We start from the raw sequence: 17,643 nt of genomic DNA on the forward strand, positions 1-17,643 counted from the left end.
TCGATGGATCTCGGACTCACCGGGGCACGTTGCCTCGTGCTCGGCTCGTCGTCGGGTCTCGGGCTCGCCGTGGCCGGCACGCTGGCGGCGGAGGGGGCGGCGGTCGCCGTCACCAGCCGCACCGTCGAGCGGGCGGCTGCGGCGCGCAACACCGCTGGCGCAACGGCCGCGCTGGTCGGCGATCTCACCGAGCCCGGCGCCGGCGAGCGCTTCGTCGCCGATGCGGTAGCGGCGCTCGGTGGTCTCGACGTGTGCGTGGTCAACACGGGCGGCGGGACGCCCGGCGGCATCATGGACACGGCCGGTCGCGACGATGCGGCCTACCACTCGATGCTCCGCCCGGCGCTCGAGGTGGCGAGGGCGGCGGCGCCCCATCTCGCCGCAGGAGGCGGGGGACGACTCGTCTTCCTCACCGCCCGTTCCGTCGTCGAGGCGTCGCCGGACCTCGCCCTGTCGTCGGTGATGCGCAGCGGCGTCGCCGCGGCGGCGAGATCGCTCGCCATCGAGCTGGCGCCGCAGGTGCTCGTCAACGTCGTCGTCACCGGTCAGTTCGACACTCCGGCCCTCGAGCGCTTCGAGTCGGCGAAGGCTGCGGCGACCGGGCTCACCCCTGAGGAGGTGCGGGCCGAGCACGTGGCGGCGACGCCGCTGGGTCGGCTCGGCACGGCCGCCGAGTTCGCCGACGTCGTGGCGTTCTTGTGCTCGGCGCGCAGCTCGTTCGTGACGGGCAGCGTGGTGCGCGTCGACGGCGGCGCCGTCCGCGGCTTCTGATCAGATGGGTAACAGATGGTGCCGGGCACCATCTGTTACCGGGCGAGGAGGACGGCGCGCACGGAGGCGGCGCCCTCGCGGAGCGGCTTGAGCGCCAGGTAGTCGGGGCACGTCCAGAACGCCTCGGCGTCGGCGGCCGACGGGAACTCGACGAGGTGCCAGCGGCCGTGTGTCGGTGCCCCCTCGAGGGCCCGGCCGGGGACGGCCCGGGCGAGGTAGCGACCGCCGAAGCGTTCGATCAAGGCGGGCACGGCTGCCCGGTAGCGGTCGTAGTCGGCGACGGCGTCGGGGCCGGCGTCGGCGTCGACCTCCACCTCGAACACGGCGTACACGGGCTCGGTCACGTCGGCGCGGCCTCCTCGGCCGCCGCGCTCCGGTCGGCGGCGGTCTCGTAGGCGCCGAGCGCCCTGGTGATGTGTTCGATGCCGAGGCGTTCGGCCGTGGTCGCGTCACCCGCGGCGATCGCCTCGACGATGTCGGCGTGCTCGGCCCACGACTGGTGTGACCGCTCGCGGATACGCGAGGCGTAGATCCAGCGGATGATGTCGGACAGCCGCCCGAGCATCGCCGCCAGCAGTTGGTTGTCGGCTGCCACGGCGAGCGCGCCGTGGAACTCGGTGTTGAGCGCCGGCAACGTCTCCAGGCGCCCGGCTTCGACGGCCGCCGCACCGCGGCGCACCACGTCGCGCAGCGCGTCGACGTCGGCGGGCGTGGCCCGGAGGGCAGCCAGTCCGGCCACCAGTCCTTCGAGCGGTCGGCGCACCTCGAACAGGTCGCGGGCGTTGCGGGCGTCGACAGTGGCCACCCGCGCTCCGCGCCGCGGCTCGATGACGACGAAGCCCTCGGTCGACAGCGTCCGCAGGGCGTCGCGGATCGGGTTGCGCGAGACGTCGAAGCGGGCGGCGATCTCCTCCTCGACCAGTCGCGCGCCCTGCGGGTACAGCCCGCCGATGATCGCCGTGCGGAGCTCGTCGAGCACCGCCTGACCGAGGTTGAGGTGCCGCGACCCGATGGTGTCACGGCGCCAACCGGCACTGCCGTCGGCCGGCCCCGCAGACCCCGTGCTCACCGTGTGCTCACCGCGCCCTCACCGTTCGCTCACCATTGACTCACCACTCTTGTGTACTGTATACAGTATTCACCCGGCCGAAAAGCTACGGAAACACGGTCGTGGGACGCTCTGGGGGTCGTGCGGCGGGCATCTCGCCCGCCGTCCCGTCATTCGCGGCGGCAGCGAGCATCAACACATGAGGGAGGGGCGCATGCGCTCACGTTGGAGAGTTCGGACCGTACTCGCGGCGGTGGCCGCAGTGGGGGCAACCACGGTCACATCGGTGGGAATCGGGGCTGCGGGAGCGGCGCCGACACACGTCCAGGCAGCGGTCGAGGGTGCCGAGATCACGATCGCCCTCGGCTCCGAGCCGACCAGCCTCGACCCGCACATCGTCGACGACGGCGGCGAGCGGGCGATCAACGACAACATCTACGAGACGCTGCTGACCCGCACCCCGGAGGGCGAGCTCTCCCCCGGCCTGGCCACGGCGCTGCCGACGCAGATCGACGACGTCACGTGGGAGTTCACGTTGCGCGAAGGCGTCACGTTCCACAACGGCGAACCGTTCAACGCCGACTCCGTCGTGGCGACGATCGAGCGCATGGTCGGCCTCGTCGAGCGCGGCGAGACCGACAACAGCGGCTTCTACGCCACGATCACCGGGGCCGAGGCCGTCGACGAGCTGACGGTGCGCATCACCACCGACGGGCCCGACGGCGTGCTGCCCGCCCGCATGTACTGGCTCAAGCAGATCCCGGCCAGCGCGGCCGAGGTCGCCGACCTCAGCGACGAACCGATCGGCACCGGGCCCTACAAGTTCGACGGCCGCAACCAGGGCGTCGACATCACCATCGTCGTCAACGAGGACTACTGGGGAGAGCCGGGCACGATCGCCAAGGTCACCTACGAGTTCGTCGACGACAGCGCCACGCGCCTCGCCGGCCTCAAGTCGGGCCGCTACGACCTGATCACCAACCTCGCCCCGCAGGACGTCGAACAAGCGCCGGCGTACGCCTCGGTGCAGGGCCAGGAGCACCCGGTCCTCATCCTCGACGCCGACGAGGGCATCACGGCCGATCCCAACGTGCGGCTTGCGCTCAACCTCGCCGTCGACCGCGAGGCGATCGCCGAGAACACGTTCGGCGGGTTCGCCACTCCCGACAACGGACAGCTGCTGTCGCCGTCGATCGTCGGTCACAACGAGAATCTCGAGGTGATCCCCTACGACCCCGACGAGGCCAAGCGCCTCCTCGAGGAGGCCGGAGTCGCCGGTGAGACGATCGAGCTCGTCGGCGAGTCGGGGCGTTGGCTCAAGGACCGTGAACTGCTCGAGGCGATCGCCGGCTACTGGACCGCCGTCGGTCTCGACGTCCAGCTCGAGATCCTCGAGTTCGGCGCCTACCTCGACGTGCTGTTCGATCGGGAGAACCGGGCCGACTCGATCTACGTGTCGAGCTCCAACGACCTGCTCGACCCCGACCGCCAGCTGGCCACCTACTACGAGGCCGGTGGAGTCGGCTCGTCCAACAGCGACGAGGCCCTCGCTGCGTTGATCGCCGACGGTCGGGCCGAGCTCGACCCCGACGCTCGTGAGGCCATCTACGAGGAGGCGATGCAGCTCGCCTACGACCAGGCGCTGTTCGTGTGGCTGGTGAACAACGAGGACATCTACGGCCTCGCCGACAACATCTCGTGGACGCCACGGGTGGACGCCAAGCTCCTCGTCGTGGAGATGGCTGTCGTCGAGTGATTCGGATCGTGGTCCCGCAGGCGGCAGGGCGCGCCCCTGCGGGACCACGGCCGTGCTCGCGGGGAACGAGCTGATGGGACGGAGTCATGGGTAGGTACTTGGGCGAACGCCTCCTCCAGGGGATCATCGTGATCATCGGCGTGAGCACGCTCGTGTTCGTGATCACGCGGATGATCGGCGACCCGGTGAACTTCATCCTGCCGCTCTCGGCGTCGCAGGAGCAGCGCGACGAACTGCGCACCGCCCTCGGCTTCGACCGCTCGATCTTCTCGCAGTTCGGATCCTTCATCGCCGATGCCGTGCGGCTCGACTTCGGCGACTCCACCTACTTCCGCAACACCGACGCCCTCGACATCGTGTTCCGGTTCTTGCCCAAGACGCTGCAACTGGTCGGCGCCGGCATGGTGGTGGCCCTCCTGGTGTCGGTGCCGCTGGGCGCGATCGCCGCCCTGCGGCCCGGCAAGCTGCTCGACAAGGCGCTCGTCACACTCAGCCTCATCGGGCTGGCGTCGCCGCAGTTCTTCCTCGGCCAGGTGATCCTGCTGCTGACGAGCGTGCGCTTCAACCTCGTCCAGTTCGGTAACGGCCCCTGGACGCACCTGATCTTCCCGGCCCTCACGCTCGCCCTGCCGAGCATCGGCCGCCTCACGATGGTGGTGCGCTCGGCGATGATCGACGAGCTCAACAGCCAGTACGTGAAGGCCGCGACGGCCAAGGGTGTGAGCCGCACGCGCATCGTGGGCGTGCACGCCCTGCGCAACTCGGCGATCCCGTTCGTCACGCTGTACGGCTGGGAGCTGATCCGGGCGCTCGCCGGCTACACGCTCGTCGTCGAGGCGGTGTTCGACTGGCCCGGGCTCGGCGACCTCGCGATCCTCGCCATCAAGGAGCGCGACTTCTACCTGATCCAGACGATCGTCTTCGTCGTCGCCGTGATGGTCGTGATCGTCAACATCGCCGTCGACCTCGTCTACAAACTCATCGACCCCAGGGTCCGGCTGGCATGAGGGGGCTCGGATGACCGCCACCGACGAATACTCCGCCCATCAGCACGACGTCGACGAGGCGGTGCAGGAGGAGGAGACCCTCGAGGGGCGCCCGTACGAATTGCAGGCGGCGACCCGCGGTCTGTTCGCCGAGCTGCGAGCCGACCGGGCCGGACTGCTGTCGGCCGTGTTCCTCCTCATCGTCGTCATCGCCGGCTTCAGTGCTCCTCTGCTCGCCCCGTACGGGCCGGTCGAAGGCAACCCATCGACGTCGAACATCCCGCCGGTGTGGGACGGCGGCTCGTGGTCGCACGTGCTCGGCACCGACATGCAGGGCTACGACGTGCTCTCCCGGCTCATGTACGGATCGCGGACCACGCTGCTCATCGGCCTCGGCGTCGTGGCCATCGCCGGCATCTTCGGCGTCGCCCTCGGCATGCTCGCCGGGTACAAGGGCGGCCGCGTCGACCGCTGGCTGATGCGCTGGGTCGACGTGCAGGTGGCCTTTCCCGGCCTCCTCATCGCCCTGATCATGATCGCCGTGCTCGGCCCGAGCATGTCGTCGCTGATCTTCGTGCTCGCCTTCAACGGCTGGATGGTCTACGCCCGCATGACGCGGGGTGTCGTGCTGTCGGCCAAGGAGCGTCTCTACGTGGAGGCCGCCGAGATGATCGGCTGCAAGCCCCGGCGGGTGATGTTCCGGCACATCCTCCCGAACCTCACGTCCTCGCTCGTCACGCTGGCGGTGCTCGAGTTCGCCCGCATCATCCTCGCCGAGGCCACGCTGTCGTTCCTCGGCCTCGGTCTGCAGTTCCCCGCGGTGTCGCTCGGCGTGATGGCCAACAGCGGGCGCGACGCCTTCTTCTCACTTCCCCGCCTCGCCATCATCCCTGGCATCGCCATCACGCTGATCGTGCTCGCCGTCAACTTCCTCGCCTCGTGGCTGCGGGTCGTGTCCGACCCGGTCGAGCGCGAGAAGCGCCACGCCGCCGGCGTGGTGTCGTCGGCCGCCGCCACGGCAGGAGACGCGTGATGAACGACATCGACCGCAGTGAGCCGTTGCTCGAGATCGACCACCTGCGCGTCGACTTCCACTCCCGGCTCGGCACCGTGCACGCCGTACGGGACGTCAGCCTGAACATCGCCAGGGGCGAGACGGTCGGGCTCGTCGGCGAGTCGGGTTCCGGCAAGAGCGTCACGGCCCAGGCGATCCTCGGCATGATCGAGCTGCCCGGCAAGATCGCCGGCGGCGACGTCCGGTGGAAGGGTCAGTCGCTCGTCAACGGTCCCGACGTGCGCCAGACGATCGAGCGGGTCCGGGGCAGCGAGATCGCCATGGTGTTCCAGGACCCGATGACGTCGCTCGACCCGGTGTTCACGATCGGCAGCCAGATGGTCGAGGTGCTCCGGCGGCACCGGTCGATGAGCCGCAAGGAAGCACGCGAGCGCTCGGTCGAGCTGCTCGACATGGTGGGCATCGCCAACCCTCGCCAGCGTGTCGCCCAGTACCCGTTCGAGATGTCGGGCGGCATGCGCCAGCGCGTGCTCATCGCCATGGCGCTGGCGTGCGAGCCCGAACTGCTCGTCGCCGACGAGCCGACGACCGCGCTCGACGTGACGATCCAGGCCCAGATCCTCGAGCTCGTCGCCGAGCTCCAGCAGCGGCTGAAGCTGGCCGTGCTGCTGATCACCCACGATCTCGGCGTCGTCGCCGGGGTGTGCGACCGCGTCGCGGTGATGTACGCCGGCAAGATCATCGAGGACGCGTCGGCGGCCGATCTCTACGCCGAACCGGCCCATCCGTACTCGGCCGGCCTGTTGCGCTCGACCCCGCGTGTCGACGTGCTGCTCGATCGCCTCGTCGCCATCGAGGGCGCACCACCCGACCTTCGCCGCCCCCCGAAGGGCTGTGGCTTCGCCGCCCGGTGCACGCTCGTCGAGGCCCGGTGCCGCGCCGAGCAGCCGGCGCTCGAGATCTTCCGTCCGGCGGAGAGCCCCGAGGCCTCGCCCGGCGATGTCGACCGTTCCGTCGCCTGCTTCCGCGCCGCCGACCTCGTCGAGGCGGGTCGCAACGCCGCTCAGGCAGTCGACGTCACCGGTGCCGAGGATCCCGCCGCCACGGCCGAGACGACGGTGGCGTCGTGACCGCGACCATCGGCACCGGCGTTCCCGTCGATCACGACGACGCGCCTGCCGTTGTCGAAGTGGACGACCTCACCGTGCGGTACCCCGTCGGGCGCAGCGGATTCTGGGGGCGTCAGACCCGTTGGGTGCACGCCGTCGAAGACGTCTCGTTCGCCATCCGGCGGGGCGAGACGCTCGGCCTGGTCGGCGAGTCCGGCTCGGGCAAGACGACCATCGGCCGCACCGTGCTGCGGCGCATCCCGGTGACGTCCGGGCGCATCCGCTTCCGCGGCGCCGACATCACCACCGTCGGTGGCGAGGAGCTCCGGCGCCTCCGGCGGCACATGCAGCTCGTCTTCCAGGATCCCTACGCCTCGCTGAACCCGCGTATGTCGGTGCTGCAACTCGTCGCCGAGCCCCTCGTGGTGCACGGGCTCGCCTCGTCGGTCGACGCGGCACGCGAGGAGGTGGGTGCCCTCCTCGAGCGGTGTGGGCTTCCCGTCGACACCGCCGACCGGCACCCGCACGCCTTCTCCGGCGGCCAGCGTCAGCGCATCGGCATCGCCCGGGCCCTGGCCCTGCACCCCGACTTCATCGTCGCCGACGAACCGGTGTCGGCACTCGACGTGTCGGTGCGGGCCCAGGTCGTCAACCTGCTGCAGGATCTGCAAGGCGAGTTCGGGCTGGCCTACCTCTTCATCGCCCACGATCTGTCGGTCGTCCGTCACATCTCGCACCGCATCGCCATCCTCTACGCGGGCCGGCTCGTCGAGCTGGCCCCGGCCGACGCGGTGTACGACGAACCGCGTCACCCCTATACAGAGGCGCTTCTGTCGAGTGTGCCGATCCCCGACCCGCCGATTCAGCGGGCTCGTCAACGCATCGTGCTGCAGGGTGAGATCCCCAACCCGATCGATCCGCCGCCGGGCTGTCGTTTCCAGACCCGCTGCCCCCTCGTGCAAGATGTCTGTCGGCACGAAACGCCGCCGTTCGTCGAGAAGGCACCCGGTCATTGGGCCGCCTGCCACGTTCGCTGAATCCCCCACTGCCAGGAGTACCAACCGATGACCACCGCCAGACCGACCTCCACCAGCGCGGGCGTCGGCGGCGTGGCCGAGCCGAGCGCTGACGAGGCCCCGATCCGGCTCGGCGTGATTGCCGTCGTCGGTGTGCTCGCCGGGTTCCTGGCCGGCATGTTCGGCGTGGGCGGCGGCATCCTCATCGTCCCCGGTCTGGTGATGGGCGCGCGCATGAGCCAACGCCTCGCCCACGGCACGTCGCTCGCCGCGGTCGTGCCGATCTCGATCGCGTCGCTCGCCAGCTACGCGGTCAACGACAACGTCGACTGGAACGTCGGCATCTGGTTGGCGATCGGCGCCATCGCCGGCGCGGTGATCGGAACCAAGCTGCTCGACATCCTTCCGCACCGCACGCTCGGCGTGCTGTTCGCCATCGTCTTGCTGGCCTCGGCCGTGCGGCTGTTCATCGCCACCGATGCCGACGGCCGCACCGGCATGACGGTCGCCATGGCGTTGTCGCTCGTGCTCGTCGGTCTCGTGACCGGCATCCTCGCGGGGCTGCTCGGTGTGGGCGGCGGCATCGTGATGGTGCCGGCGATGATCCTGCTGTTCAAGGTGCCACCGGCGATCGCCAAGGGCACCTCGGCGTTCGTGATCATCCCCACCGCGATCATGGGCACGTGGCGCAACCGAGCGAAGCGCAACACGCACCTCAAAGCGGCGCTTGTCATCGGTTTGGCCGGCATCGTGACGGCGGCGATCGGCGGCGTGATCGCCGACAAGATGAGCGACGACGTGTCGAACATCCTGTTCGCCACGCTCTTGACCATCGTGGCCATCCGCCTGCTGTGGCAGCTCTACCGCAGTCGCAGCGCCGCTGCCGCGCCGGCGAAGTGACGTCGGCGACGTGGTCGGCGAGCTGATCGGCGACGGTCCGAGGTGACGACGGCCGAGTTCGTCGTCGCCATCCTCGCTGTCGCCGTCGGCGCGCTCGCTCAGGGGTCGATCGGGTTCGGCTTCGGCACGCTCGCCGCCCCGGTGCTCGCCATCCTCGACGAGGATCTCGTGCCGGGCTCGGTGCTCGTGCTCGGCTTCACGGTCGCCGCGTACGTGGCATGGTCGGAGCGGGGCGCACTCGACTGGTTCGGCATACGGTGGGCATTGGTCGGCCGTGTGATCGGCTCCATCGCCGGTGCCTACGCCGTGTCACGACTCTCGCACAACGCCCTGGCCGTCGTGCTCAGCCTGATCGTGCTCGTCGCCGTGGCGATCAGCGTGTCGGGATGGCACGTCCGGCCATCGCCGTCGACGTTGGTGAGCGCCGGGGCGCTGTCGGGGGTGATGGGCACGCTCACGTCCGTCGGCGGCCCGCCGATGGCGCTCGTCTACCAGCGCGAGGAGGCAGCCAAGCTGCGCTCGACGCTCGCCGGGTTCTTCCTGTTCGGCGCCTCGCTCGGCATCTTCACCCTCTTCGTGAGCGGCGAGTTCGGCGGCACGGAGCTCGTCGGCGGGCTGATGCTGTTGCCCGGGCTGGTCGGCGGGCTGGTCGTCAGCCGCTTCGCGCACCGCTGGCTCGACCACGGCTGGACACGGCCGACCGTGCTGGCGATGTCGGCCGCCGCCGCCGTGATCCTCCTCGTCGACGCCGCCACGTAACGGTTGGTGCCTGGCACCAACCGTTACGCGCTGGCCGCAGGTCAGCCAAGGCGGGCGGGTGACAGGTCGTCGGGGGTCACGCCGAGGGCGGTGAGCTCGGCGGGCCAGCTGGTGTCGCCGACGACGGCCGCCGCCGCCGCCGCGAGCGCCGGCGCCGTCTTGATGCCGGCGCCGCCCTGACCGACGAGCCAGAAGAACCCCGGCGCGTCGGGATCCCATCCGACCGCCGGCGCCCGGTCGGCGGTGAACGTGCGCAGTCCGGCCCACTCGTGGCGCACGTGCCGGACCTCGAGCGTGGTGGTCTCGGCGAGCATCTCGAGCGCCCAGGCCACGTCCTCCATCTCGGCCCTGGCGTCGACAGGCTCGCTCGGGTGTTCGTCGGCGGGCGAGATGAGCAACCCGCCGGCCTCGGGCTCGAAGTAGCAGCGCGACGCCACGTCCATCACCAGCGGCCAGGCCGCCACCGACTCGGGCGCGGGCACCAGGGCCGCCGTGCGGCGCAACGGGCACAGGCCGAGGGGAGCCACCCCGGCGCGGGCGGCGACGACGTCGCCCCAGGCCCCCGCCGCATTCACCACCACGTCCGCCTCGACGGTGTCGCCACCGGCGGTGAGCTGCCAACCGGAAGCTGTTCGCCGGAGGGACTCGACCTCGGCGCGGCGGCGGATGTTCGCGCCGCGCTGCCGCGCCCCGGCGGCGTAGGCGGCGAGCAGCGCCGCCACGTCGAGTGACCGGGCATCGGGTTCCCACACTCCCCCGGCGGTCACCGCACCGGGCCGCAGCTCGGCCAGGACCTCCAGGCATCCCGCGTCGTCCACCCGCCGGGCGGTCGGCGCCACACCCGACGCGGCGATTGCGGCGATCTCGTCGAGCGCCGCCTCGTCGCCGTCCCGCCCGATCCACAGCAGCCCGCGGGGCCCGGTGAGCGGGTGCTCGGCAAACCCATCCGGTGGCGACTCGAGGAACCGCCGGCTGGCTCGGGCCAGTGCGCACATCACGCGGGTGCCCGACGTCTCCGACAGCGTGGCGGCCGAGCGGCCGGTGGCGTGGGCGCCGAGGTCGGCCTCGGACTCGAGCAGGGTGACGTCGTGATCGGCGGCCAGCGCCCAGGCCGCCGACGTTCCGGCGATCCCGCCCCCGACGATCGCGACCCGCATCGACGTCAGGCGTCGGTGGGAGCAGCGGTGATCGTGACGGCGGGCGGCGCCGGCACGGCGTCGTCCATGTCGGCGGTGGCGGTGCGCAGGTCGTGAAGCACCGAGTTCATGTGCCGGCGCGTCGCCTGCTCGGCCGCCTCGGCGTCACCGGCCTCGATGGCGGCCAGGATGTCGATGTGCTCGTGCCAGCCGACGAGGCCGCGGCGATCGACGAGCCGGCTGAACACCAGCTCGGTCTGGGCCCGCAGCGGCTCGACGGTCGGGCCGAGGTAGCTGTTGCCCGCAGCGTGCTCGACGGCGAGGTGGAAACTGCGATGGGCCTGGGCGGCCTTGACGATGTCGTTGGCGGCGGTGGCCTCGCGTCCGGTCTCGAACCAGTGGCGGATCTCGGCGAGCTGCTCGTCCGTGCGCTGCTTGGCGGCCAGCTGGGCGGCGAACGCCTCGAGCACGGCGCGCAGCTCGAGCAGCTCGATGGCCCGCTCGGGCTCGAACGCCACGACGTGGGCTCCCCGCCGGGGACGCATCTCGACGAGGCCCGTGCTCTCGAGCGCACGCAGCGCCTCGCGGACCGGGTTGCGCGACACGCCGAGCTGTTCGGCAAGACGATCCTCGACGAGCCGCTCACCGGGAGCGAGGTCGCCGTTGCGGATCATGGCGCGGATCTCGGCGGCCACCACCTCACGCAGCGTCTGGTGCGACTCTCCCAACCGGCTCGTGGTCACATCAGAGAGCGTAACCACACGAGCCCATGACCGAACGGCACTCCGTATACAAAATCCGGTGCGCCGAGCCCTGGGGATGTGGATCGCTCAGGCATCGGCGTGACGGTCCGCGTAACCCGGGTCGCTCGGCCAGTTGGGCTGGAAGAGATGCCATTGCTCCGGTGCCCGGCGGATGAGGTACTCGAGCTCGTCGGCGAGGTACTGGGTGATGCGGGCGACGTCCTCGCGCAGCTTGCCGCGGCGTTCGACGGGGATCGGCGGGCGGACCAGGCCGAAGTGGCCGTTGTAGCGCCGCGTGAAGTACACGGCACACGGCAGAAGCGGGGCGCCGGTGCGGACGGCCAGGGTGGCGGGGCCGCCGGGCAGCGTGGTGCGCTCGCCGAAGAACTCGACCTCGACGCCACCGCCGGAGATGTCGCGGTCGCTCAGCAGGCAGACGATCTCGTTGTCGCCGAGCGCCCGCAGGATCGCCTTGCCGGCGTCGGGGCCGAGGGGCACCACGGTCATGCCGAGCTTCGAGCGCAGGTCCCGGAACCAGTCGAACAGCTCGGGCGGCTCGACCTTCTCGACAACGACCGTGGTGCGGTGCCCGCGCTCGGCGAGCCAGCGACCTGCCCATTCCCAACCGCCGAGGTGCGGCAGGGCGAGGATCACGCCCTTGCCCTGCTCCAGCGCCGGCACGACCAACGTTTCGTAACCATCCACCTCCAGGCCGGCGATGACCGTGCGCGCCGGCAGATTGGGCAGGCGCAGGCTCTCGATCCAGTAGCGCGCATAGGAGTCGAACGACTCCTGCACGGCGTTGCGCAAGCGCCACGACGACCACTGCGGATTGATCCGGCGGAGGTGCCGTTCGAGCATCGCCCGGCGCTCTCGGTTGGCGAAGCTCGCACCGAACCCGATCGGCGCGGCCAGGCCCTCGGCGAACAACCCCGGCGTGAACCGGGCCAGGAGGGCGCCGGCACGAAAGCCGCCGACGGTCATCGCCGCAGCCAGGCGTTCGCGCAGGTCCCGCTCGTCGCTCACTTCTGACCGCACGGACAGCTCGGACGCGTCGGCCGACGCTTCAGCCACGGCGACGAGGCACGCGCGTGTGTCGACCCTCGATGCGCGCCGACCGCCGGCTCTGGCGGCGCGAGCGGCGCTGGTCGATGCGCTCCTGGGTCACCGGAGCGACCGCCGCCTGCTTCCACACCTTGACGAACCGCTGGCCGGCCGTGATGACGGTGAGCACGAGCATCACCCAGAGCACCGGTACGAGCAGCGGCTCCCACAGCAGGCCGATGCAGAGCAGCACGACCCGCTCGGCCCGCTCCATGAGTCCGCCCTTGGCGTCGAGCCCGAGCGACTCGGCCTTGGCCCGCTGGTACGAGATGAGCGACGAAGAGCCCATGACGGCGAACGCCAGCACGGCGAGCTCGGGCGTCTGGTGGTGGGCGGCCAGGTAGTAGGCGACGCCTCCGAGCAGGACGGTGTCGGTGACCCGGTCGACGGTGGAGTCGAAGAAGGCGCCGCGCTGGCTCGACGTCTGTGACGCCTTGGCCAGGGCGCCGTCGAGCAGGTCGGGCAGGGCGGCGAGGATGACGAGGATGAGACCGAGCAGGAGGCGGCCCGAGCCGACGGCGAGCGCCGCACCGACACCGATGACGAGTCCGACGATCGTCAGGTGATCGGGGGTGAGACCGGTCCGGCGAAGTGCGTTGCCGATGGGCCGCACGGCCTTCTCGATCGGCGCACGGAAGCTGCCGTCGAACATCGGCAAGAGGATAGTGGCCGGCGACCACCCTCCGCCGGGAGTGTCAGGATGGATCCATGCCGAAAACGACGCCCGCCGACCTCGCCGTGGCCTTCCGGTCCCTCTCCCGCCGGCTCCGCGAAGCCGTCGATGCCGCCGAATCGCCACCCGGATCGCTCGTCGGCGAGCTCGATGCACTGGTGGCGCAGGCCGCCACGCTGGTGGGCAGCGCCCCCGACGCCACCGCCGTGGCCGACGCCATCGAGGCCCGGCCATCGTCCCAATGGGACATCGCCACGCTCGACACCCTCCGTGACCTGGGCGTTTCCGCCGGCTCACTCATCCGGAGGATCTCGGAGCGCGATTCCTGACCCCGAGTACGACATTCTCATGACAAGTGGAAAGAAGACTGGTCGCTCTGCTTGATGAAGTGGTAACCTTGCATCTGTTGATAACGCACGACGTTGTCGACACGGCCTACTTCCGCCAGGCCGGTTGTGTCCGAGCCGGGCGCGCACCCCATTCCGCCGGGGGGCGTGCCCGGCTCGTTGACCTTTTCACTCAACGAGCCAGTCGTCCGGTCCCCCCCGGGAGGCGTCAGCCCCAGGTCTCTGGGTTGTCCTCGACGAGCTGCTCCACCACGCGACCGTCGACGGCGTCGACGAGCACCAGGCCTCGCCGCTGCGGCGGATCCTCGATCGAGTAGCACAGCACCCGCCACGTGGGACGGCTGCGCAGCCCGCGCCACACCTGCTGGGCGGAGGCGTGCCCGACGGGGAACCCCAGCGCCTGCTGGGCGGCGACGAGGGCGTCGACCTCCTTCACCGTCATCCTCCACCCAGAGGTGAAGCAGATCACGGCGGTCACCGTAAGGGCGGCCGCGGCCCACAGCCAGCCCTCGTTGACGAAGGCCCAGGTGTCGTTGGCCAACACGTACAACAGCACGCAGCCCGCCGCGATGATCAGGTAGAGCAGTCCCGGGATGCGGCGGCGAGAGTTGTCGGGGAACTGGTACGGCCCCACGTAGGCCGAGACGTCGAGGTCCTCGGGCAGGGCGTCGCGATGGTCGACGCCGGCGTCCGGTCGAGGTGATTCGCTCTCGCTCCGTGCGACTGATTCGCTCTCGCTCCGTGCGACTGATTCGCTCTCGCTCCGTGCGACTGATTCGCTCTCACTCCGTGCGACTGATTCGCTCTCGCTCATGGCTTCTTGAACGCTATCCAGGCGTCGCGGACACGGGCCGCGCTGTGCCCGATGGCCTCGGGCAGCGTGCGGGTGTCGGCGACGGCGCTCATGAAGTTGGCGTCGCCGCTCCAGCGGGGCACGACGTGCACGTGGAGGTGCTGGCTGACGCTGCCGCCGGCGGGCTGGCCGAGGTTGATCCCCACGTTCAGGCCCTCGGGCCGGTAGGTCGCCTTGAGGACGCGGACGGCATCGGTGACCGTCGCCCACAGCTCGGCCGACTCGGCGCCGTCGAGGTCCTCGAGGTCGGGAACCTCACGGTACGGCAGCACGAGGAGATGACCTGACGTGTACGGGAAGGCGTTCATGATCACGAAGCAGTGCTCCCCCCGATGCACGATGTTGGCCTCCTCGTCGGACATTCCCGAGTGCAGGATCCTCGTGAACACGCTTGCCGCGGCGAGATCGGCATCGCCCGCGTCGAGGGCATCGGCGAGGGTGCGGTCGACGCCGTGGCCGGCGACGTAGGCCGCCCGCCACCCGTTCCAGAGTCGATCGAGCGTCACGCCGGCAGAGCGTCGGGGGCGGGGGCGTTGTCGGCGTCGAGGGCCAGGGCGGTGGCCTCGGCCACCTCGTCGGCGAACCGCTTGACGAACACGTCGAGCGCGACGCCGCGCTCGACCTCTCCCCCGCGCGGGTTCACACCAACGGTGGTCGCGGCGACGTCGTCGTCGCCGACCACGAGCACGTACGGCAGCTTCTCGAGCTTGGCGGCGCGGATGCGCTTGCCCAGCGGGTCGACGGCGCGAATCACGTCGGCGCGCCCCCCGACCGCCGTGATGCTGCGGGCCACCTGGTCGGCGTAGCCCTCATGGGCCGACGACACCGGCAGGACGCGCACCTGCACGGGGGCGAGCCACGTGGGGAAGGCACCGGCGAAGTGCTCGAGCAGCACACCGAAGAAGCGCTCGATCGACCCGAACAGCGCCCGGTGCACCATGATCGGCCGGTGACGCTGGTTGTCGGAGCCGACGTACTCGAGCTCGAACCGCTCGGGATGGTTGAAGTCGCACTGGATGGTGGACAGCTGCCACGACCGGCCGATCGCGTCGCGGACGTCGACGTCGATCTTGGGACCGTAGAACGCGGCGTCGCCCTCCTTGATGGAGTACTCGAAGCCGCGGTCGTCGAGCACCGACCGCAGGGCGTCGGTGGCCGTCTCCCAGATCTCGTCGCTGCCGACGTACTTGTCGGGATCCTTGGTGGACAGGTTGAACGTGAAGTCCTCGAAGCCGAAGGCCCGCAGCACCGACAGCACGAAGTCGAGCAGCGAGCCGATCTCGCCGGGAAGCTGCTCGGCCGTGCAGTAGATGTGCGAGTCGTCCTGGGTGAAGCCGCGGATGCGCAGCAGGCCGTGCAGCGTGCCGGCGCGCTCGTAGCGGTACACGGTGCCGAGCTCGAACAGCCGCAACGGCAGCTCCCGGTAGCTGCGCTGGCGCGACCGGAAGATCAAGCAGTGCATCGGGCAGTTCATCGGCTTCATGTAGTACGTGCCGTTGTCCATCTCCATCGGCGGGTACATGCCGTCGGCGTACCAGGCGAGGTGACCGCTGGTCTCGTAGAGCGTGGACTTGGTGAGGTGCGGCGTGAAGACGAACTCGTAGCCGCCGCGCTCGTGGCGCATGCGGCTGTAGTCCTCGATGAGCTTGCGGACGATGCCGCCCTTGGGGTGCCAGACGGCGAGGCCGCCGCCCAGCTCGGACGGGAAGCTGAGCAGGTCGAGCTCGGTGGCGAGCTTGCGGTGGTCGCGCTTCTCGGCCTCGGCGAGCTGTTCGAGATGGGCCTTGAGGGCCGCATCGGACTCCCACGCCGTGCCGTAGATGCGCTGCAGCATCGGGCCCTTCTCGTTGCCGCGCCAGTAGGCACCGGCGACCTTCTGCAGGGCGAAGTGGCCGAGCCGGCCGGTGGACGGCACGTGCGGTCCGCGACACAGGTCGACGAAGTCGACCGGGCCCCCTGGGCCCTGCCCAGACCCGGTGTTGCGGTACACGCTGATCGCTCCCGAGGAGCCGTCGACCTCGCCCGAGTCGAGCTCGTCGCCACCGCTGCTCACGCGCTCGATGATCTCCACCTTGTAGGGCTGATCGGCGAAGATGCGCAGGGCTTCGTCGGGGCTCACCTCAGACCGCGTGAACGGCTGGTCGGCGGCGATGATCTCGCGCATGCGGGCCTCGATCACCGCCAGGTCGTCCTCGGAGAACGTCTTGCCACCGGGAAGGTCGAAGTCGTAGTAGAAGCCGTTCTCGATGGCCGGGCCGATCGAGAACTTGGCGCCCGGGAACAGCTGGGTGACGGCCTGGGCGAGCACGTGCGCCGTGGAGTGGCGCAGCACATGGCGGCCGGCCTCGGTGTCCTCGGTGACGATGGCGACCTGATCGCCGTCGTGAAGGGGGCGGCCGAGGTCGATCTCGTCACCGTTGTCGATCGCGGCGACCGCCGCCTTGGCGAGGCGCTTGCCGATCGACGACGCGACATCGGCGGCGGTGGTTCCCTCGGGGTACTCGCGAGCCGTTCCGTCGGGCAGCGTGATCGTGATCGTCGAAGGCATACGCCCGGAAGTCTACGAACGGGTGCGCCGTGGCGAACGCTAGTGGTCTGTCGACTCGACGACGTCTCCTAGTGGTCTAGGCGCTGACGAGCGACGCCGGCGCCGGCGCCGGGTCGCTCCCAGCCGCCTCGGCCTCGGCGACGTCGGTCGACGTGGCCGGCTGCGCCGTGGGCCGGGTCTCGGCGGCGGCGTCCGACGACTTGCCGGCGTACGTGTTCACGTACTCCTGGCCGGTGAGCTCGCGGATCTCGAACATCACCTCGTCGATCATCGACCGCAGCGCACGGTGGCGCTCGGGGCTCTTGGCGTAGCGCTCGGGCTTGATGGGGCGACCCACGGTGATCGAACACGAGCGGAAGAGCTTGGGGGCCTTGGCGTCGGGCGGCTGGATGGCGTCGGTGCCGACGATGCCCACCGGGAAGATCGGCACGCCCTCCTCCACGGCGAGGCGGGCGGCGCCGGTGCGGCCCTTGTGCAGCACGCCGTCACGGCTGCGCGTGCCTTCGGGAAAGATGCCGAACAGCTCGCCGCGGCGCAACACCTGGGCGGCGGTGTCGAGAGCGGCGCGCGAGCGGGACCCACCGCTGCGGTCGATGGGGATCATGCCCATCGCTGGGAAGACGTACTTGGTCTTCCACGAGTCCATGTACTCGGCCTTGCCGACGAAGCTGATGTTGCGCGGGACGCTGAGCATCAAGAAGGCGGAGTCGAGGAACGAGATGTGGTTCGGACAGAGGATCGCCGGACCCTCGCCCGGCAGCCGATCGAAGCCCTCGGTCTGGATGTCCCAGAGGCGGCGGGCGACCGGCCCGAGGACGCGACGGGTCCGCTGCTGGGCCAGACCTGCGCCCTCCGCCTTCATCGCGTTCTCACCACGCC

Annotated in this window: 19 protein-coding genes; 9 read left to right on the forward strand and 10 right to left on the reverse strand. The window is 70.3% G+C overall.

Features of this window, described 5'->3' with window-relative positions; translation table 11 throughout:
* Window positions 1-3: 3 nt before the first annotated feature.
* On the forward strand, window positions 4-771 hold the full coding sequence (locus DN771_RS11720; protein ID WP_116997566.1) for an SDR family oxidoreductase: 768 nt from the start codon (window positions 4-6) through the stop codon (window positions 769-771).
* Between the two features lie 35 nt (window positions 772-806).
* Here DN771_RS11720 and DN771_RS11725 read toward each other — a convergent pair whose 3' ends face one another.
* The gene (locus tag DN771_RS11725) at window positions 807-1,115 is read right to left on the reverse strand and encodes a DUF1330 domain-containing protein (protein WP_116997567.1); all 309 of its coding nucleotides are present in this window, start codon (window positions 1,113-1,115) and stop codon (window positions 807-809) included.
* The gene (locus DN771_RS11730; RefSeq protein WP_116997568.1) at window positions 1,112-1,840 is read right to left on the reverse strand and encodes a GntR family transcriptional regulator; all 729 of its coding nucleotides are present in this window, start codon (window positions 1,838-1,840) and stop codon (window positions 1,112-1,114) included. Before DN771_RS11730 ends, DN771_RS11725 begins: the two co-directional genes overlap by 4 nt.
* Before the next feature lie 265 nt (window positions 1,841-2,105).
* Between DN771_RS11730 and DN771_RS11735 the strand changes: the two genes are divergently transcribed.
* The 7 genes from DN771_RS11735 to DN771_RS11765 all read left to right on the forward strand — a co-directional run bounded on the left by DN771_RS11735 (window position 2,106) and on the right by DN771_RS11765 (window position 9,360).
* Entirely contained in the window at window positions 2,106-3,575 is a 1,470-nt protein-coding gene (locus DN771_RS11735) for an ABC transporter substrate-binding protein (protein ID WP_205528550.1), read from the forward strand.
* A gap of 86 nt (window positions 3,576-3,661) precedes the next feature.
* Window positions 3,662-4,582, forward strand: a complete 921-nt coding sequence (locus tag DN771_RS11740) for an ABC transporter permease (protein WP_116997570.1) — start codon at window positions 3,662-3,664, stop codon at window positions 4,580-4,582.
* Window positions 4,583-4,592: 10 nt separating this feature from the next.
* Window positions 4,593-5,594: an ABC transporter permease gene (locus DN771_RS11745; protein ID WP_116997571.1), complete on the forward strand. Its 1,002-nt coding sequence runs from the start codon at window positions 4,593-4,595 to the stop codon at window positions 5,592-5,594.
* Window positions 5,594-6,706, forward strand: a complete 1,113-nt coding sequence (locus tag DN771_RS11750; RefSeq protein WP_116997572.1) for an ABC transporter ATP-binding protein — start codon at window positions 5,594-5,596, stop codon at window positions 6,704-6,706. The genes DN771_RS11745 and DN771_RS11750 overlap by 1 nt, the downstream gene beginning before the upstream one ends.
* Window positions 6,703-7,722 carry an ABC transporter ATP-binding protein gene (locus DN771_RS11755; protein ID WP_227462319.1) on the forward strand — a complete coding sequence of 340 codons (1,020 nt, stop codon included), beginning with the start codon at window positions 6,703-6,705 and terminating at the stop codon, window positions 7,720-7,722. The genes DN771_RS11750 and DN771_RS11755 overlap by 4 nt, the downstream gene beginning before the upstream one ends.
* 27 nt (window positions 7,723-7,749) lie before the next feature.
* Window positions 7,750-8,601, forward strand: coding sequence for a sulfite exporter TauE/SafE family protein (locus DN771_RS11760; protein ID WP_116997573.1), 852 nt, complete (start codon window positions 7,750-7,752; stop codon window positions 8,599-8,601).
* Window positions 8,602-8,643: 42 nt separating this feature from the next.
* Complete coding sequence (locus DN771_RS11765; RefSeq protein ID WP_116997574.1) at window positions 8,644-9,360, forward strand: sulfite exporter TauE/SafE family protein; 717 nt, start codon at window positions 8,644-8,646, stop codon at window positions 9,358-9,360.
* Between the two features lie 41 nt (window positions 9,361-9,401).
* Here the strand turns inward: DN771_RS11765 and DN771_RS11770 are convergent, their stop codons facing one another.
* From DN771_RS11770 to DN771_RS11785, 4 genes are all read right to left on the reverse strand, one after another.
* The gene (locus DN771_RS11770) at window positions 9,402-10,517 is read right to left on the reverse strand and encodes an NAD(P)/FAD-dependent oxidoreductase (RefSeq protein ID WP_116997575.1); all 1,116 of its coding nucleotides are present in this window, start codon (window positions 10,515-10,517) and stop codon (window positions 9,402-9,404) included.
* Between the two features lie 5 nt (window positions 10,518-10,522).
* A complete protein-coding gene (locus DN771_RS11775; protein WP_116997576.1) occupies window positions 10,523-11,239 on the reverse strand; it encodes a GntR family transcriptional regulator in 717 nt (238 codons plus the stop codon).
* An 87-nt stretch (window positions 11,240-11,326) separates the two neighbouring features.
* On the reverse strand, window positions 11,327-12,313 hold the full coding sequence (locus tag DN771_RS11780) for a phosphatidylinositol mannoside acyltransferase (protein ID WP_116997577.1): 987 nt from the start codon (window positions 12,311-12,313) through the stop codon (window positions 11,327-11,329).
* Entirely contained in the window at window positions 12,306-12,995 is a 690-nt protein-coding gene (locus DN771_RS11785) for a CDP-alcohol phosphatidyltransferase family protein (protein ID WP_162941837.1), read from the reverse strand. Before DN771_RS11785 ends, DN771_RS11780 begins: the two co-directional genes overlap by 8 nt.
* A 56-nt stretch (window positions 12,996-13,051) precedes the next feature.
* On the opposite strand from DN771_RS11785, the gene DN771_RS29470 reads away from it, so the two are divergent.
* The gene (locus DN771_RS29470; RefSeq protein ID WP_162941838.1) at window positions 13,052-13,345 is read left to right on the forward strand and encodes a hypothetical protein; all 294 of its coding nucleotides are present in this window, start codon (window positions 13,052-13,054) and stop codon (window positions 13,343-13,345) included.
* 226 nt (window positions 13,346-13,571) lie between these two features.
* Here the strand turns inward: DN771_RS29470 and DN771_RS11790 are convergent, their stop codons facing one another.
* From DN771_RS11790 to DN771_RS11805, 4 genes are all read right to left on the reverse strand, one after another.
* Window positions 13,572-13,997, reverse strand: coding sequence for a hypothetical protein (locus DN771_RS11790; protein ID WP_162941839.1), 426 nt, complete (start codon window positions 13,995-13,997; stop codon window positions 13,572-13,574).
* Between the two features lie 176 nt (window positions 13,998-14,173).
* A complete protein-coding gene (locus tag DN771_RS11795; protein WP_227462320.1) occupies window positions 14,174-14,722 on the reverse strand; it encodes an HIT family protein in 549 nt (182 codons plus the stop codon).
* Window positions 14,719-16,764: a threonine--tRNA ligase gene (thrS, locus tag DN771_RS11800; RefSeq protein WP_116997580.1), complete on the reverse strand. Its 2,046-nt coding sequence runs from the start codon at window positions 16,762-16,764 to the stop codon at window positions 14,719-14,721. The genes DN771_RS11795 and thrS overlap by 4 nt, the downstream gene beginning before the upstream one ends.
* Window positions 16,765-16,840: 76 nt before the next feature.
* Window positions 16,841-17,626, reverse strand: a complete 786-nt coding sequence (locus tag DN771_RS11805; protein WP_116997581.1) for a lysophospholipid acyltransferase family protein — start codon at window positions 17,624-17,626, stop codon at window positions 16,841-16,843.
* Between the last annotated feature and the right edge of the window lie 17 nt (window positions 17,627-17,643).

The sequence above is a fragment of the Desertimonas flava genome, from assembly GCF_003426815.1.
Lineage (GTDB): Bacteria > Actinomycetota > Acidimicrobiia > Acidimicrobiales > Ilumatobacteraceae > Desertimonas > Desertimonas flava.